We start from the raw sequence: 2432 nt of genomic DNA, 5'->3' as shown, positions 1-2432 counted from the left end.
CCGACGAGCGCGGCCCGCACGGCACGGTCGCGCCGCTCAGGTGCCGCCGCCAGACCGGTCAGCGCGGCCGCCACCCCGCCGACGACGCCGATGGCCAGGAGGAAGGTCACCTGGTACTGGCTGAACGGCAGGGCCACGCGCGGCATGCTCTCGGCCGGCTGCTCGGTGTCCCAGAGGTTCTGGGGTGGCAGGCGCAACCCGGTCAGCAGGAACGGCAGGGTCCCGACGACCCACCAGGCGCCGGCGCCCGCGACGACTCGTCCGAGGGTGCGCATGCGGCCCGATCCTGTCAGGGCGTGCCGGGGCCGTCCACTGGAAAAGCGGTCCGGGGCCGGCACCGGCCGGGACGGATGCGGCGATTCGACGCTCCGCGGCATCGGGCAGGGAGGTGGTCCGTTAGGTTTGGCCCATGCCCCGACCGCATGCGGCCGCACTGATCGAGGACGTGCTGAACGGTCAGGTCGAGCGTGTCCTGCGCGGGCGAGGCTGGGGCAACCGGGTCATCACCCACATCGGCTACGGCTCGACCACCTTCGTGCGCGTCTTCGCCAGGGTCGTCCTCGGCCGCGGCCGTGGCGAGGGGCCACCCAGCCGGCAGGACGCGACCGGTGCCCTCGGCCCGGCCCGCTACGAACGGGGCTGGCGTGCCTTCGTCACCGCACCGGCGTCGGGGGTGCCCGTCAGCGTGACGATCGGCGACCGGGTCGTCTACGGCCGGACCGACCGGGGCGGCCACGTCGACTTCGTCGCGCACGACCACGGCCTGGGCCCGGGGTGGCAGCAGGTCGTCATCCGGGCCGCGGGCACAGACCCCGTGCCGGCGGACGTCTTCATCGTCGCGGACGACGTCGATTTCGGGCTCGTCAGCGACATCGACGACACGGTGATCACGACGATGCTCCCGCGGCCGATGCTCGCCGCGTGGAACACCTTCGTCCGGCGGGGCAAGGCCCGGCGGGCCGTCTCGGGCATGGCCCCGCTCTTCCGCTCGCTGCTCGCCGCGCACCCCGGGGCGCCGATCGTCTACGTCTCGACGGGGGCCTGGAACGCTGCCCCGACGCTGACCCGGTTCCTGATCGAGTCCGGCTATCCGCTCGGGCCGCTGCTCCTGACCGACTGGGGACCGACGAACACTGGGTGGTTCCGCAGCGGCCAGCAGCACAAGCGCGAGAGCCTCGGCCGGCTGGCCCGGGACTTCCCGCGGATCCGGTGGGTCCTCTTCGGTGACGACGGCCAGCACGACCCGGAGCTCTACGCCGACTTCGCCCGGATGCACCCGGACAAGGTGGAGGCGGTCTGCATCCGCGAGCTGTCCCCGGCCGAGCAGGTGCTCTCCCACCCGATCGGGCGCGGCGACAGCCTCATCGGCCCGTACGTGTCCCGGACCAAGCCGACCTTCCGCGCCCCGGACGGGCACGCGATGGCCCGGCTGCTCCGCCGTGCCGGGCTCATCGGGGAGCCGGTCGCAGCCGACGAGCAGCCCTCCCGTCCCCGCGCGCGACGGCCCGCAGCGGGCTCCGAGAGGGCAGGATGAGGACATGCCCGAGCTGCCCGAGGTGCAAGCGCTCGTCGACTTCCTCGCCGAGCGCACGGCCGGGCTCGCCATCACCAAGGTCGAGCTCGCCTCGTTCAACGTCCTGAAGACCTTCGACCCGCCGCCGCAAGCCCTCGAGGGGTCGCCGATCGACGGCGTGTCGCGGCACGGGAAGTTCCTCGACCTCGACGCGGACGGGACCCACCTCGTCTTCCACCTGGCCCGCGCGGGGTGGTTGCGGTGGTCGGACGCGCTGCCCACCACGGTGGTGCGCCCCGGCAAGTCGCCCATCGCGCTGCGGGTGCGGCTGTCCGACGGCTCCGGCTTCGACCTGACCGAGGCCGGCACGAAGAAGTCGCTCGCGGCCTACATCGTCCGGGACCCGCGCGAGGTGCCCGGCATCGCCCGGCTGGGCCCCGACCCGCTCGCCGACAGCTTCACCCGGGACGAGTTCGGCCGGTTGCTCGACGGGCGCCGCATGCAGATCAAGGGTCTGCTCCGTGACCAGGAGGTCATCGCCGGCGTCGGCAACGCCTACTCCGACGAGATCCTGCACGTCGCGAAGATCTCGCCGTTCGCGATCGCCGGCTCGTTGCCCCCCGAGGTCGTCGACCGCCTGTATGCCGCTCTCCGCGAGACGCTGTCGGCCGCGGTCCGCACGGCGTCCGGCAAGCCGGCCGCCGAGCTCAAGGACGCGAAGCGAGCCGGGATGCGGGTGCACGGCCGGACCGGGGAGGCATGCCCGGAGTGCGGCGACGTCGTGCGCGAGGTGTCGTTCCACGACACCTCGCTGCAGTACTGCGCGACGTGCCAGACCGGCGGCAAGCCGCTCGCCGACCGGCGCCTGTCCAAGCTGTTGAAGTGACCGGCCGGCTGGGCCGGCTCCCGTCCACGCGGG

The 2432-nt window shown here is 73.4% G+C and carries 2 protein-coding genes and 1 pseudogene; 2 read left to right on the top strand and 1 reads right to left on the bottom strand.

The window, feature by feature from the left end; genetic code table 11:
• A pseudogene (locus tag N864_RS21465) lies at positions 1 to 275 on the bottom strand (hypothetical protein); the annotation flags it as partial.
• A gap of 134 nt (positions 276 to 409) precedes the next feature.
• On the opposite strand from N864_RS21465, the gene N864_RS21460 reads away from it, so the two are divergent.
• Both N864_RS21460 and N864_RS21455 read left to right on the top strand, forming a co-directional pair.
• Entirely contained in the window at positions 410 to 1534 is a 1125-nt protein-coding gene (locus N864_RS21460) for an App1 family protein (RefSeq protein WP_051518903.1), read from the top strand.
• 4 nt (positions 1535 to 1538) lie between these two features.
• Positions 1539 to 2399, top strand: a complete 861-nt coding sequence (locus tag N864_RS21455; protein WP_034722231.1) for an Fpg/Nei family DNA glycosylase — start codon at positions 1539 to 1541, stop codon at positions 2397 to 2399.
• Positions 2400 to 2432 lie beyond the last annotated feature (33 nt).

Source organism: Intrasporangium chromatireducens Q5-1, from assembly GCF_000576575.1.
GTDB classification, from domain to species: domain Bacteria; phylum Actinomycetota; class Actinomycetes; order Actinomycetales; family Dermatophilaceae; genus Intrasporangium_A; species Intrasporangium_A chromatireducens.
This window is presented reverse-complemented; position numbering and strand designations above follow the sequence as displayed.

Bases quoted from the DNA above. Each gene is read 5' to 3' on its own strand.
- N864_RS21455 (WP_034722231.1), top strand. From the start codon at position 1,539: ATGCCCGAGCTGCCCGAGGTGCAAGCGCTCGTCGACTTCCTCGCCGAG.
- N864_RS21460 (WP_051518903.1), top strand. From the start codon at position 410: ATGCCCCGACCGCATGCGGCCGCACTGATCGAGGACGTGCTGAACGGT.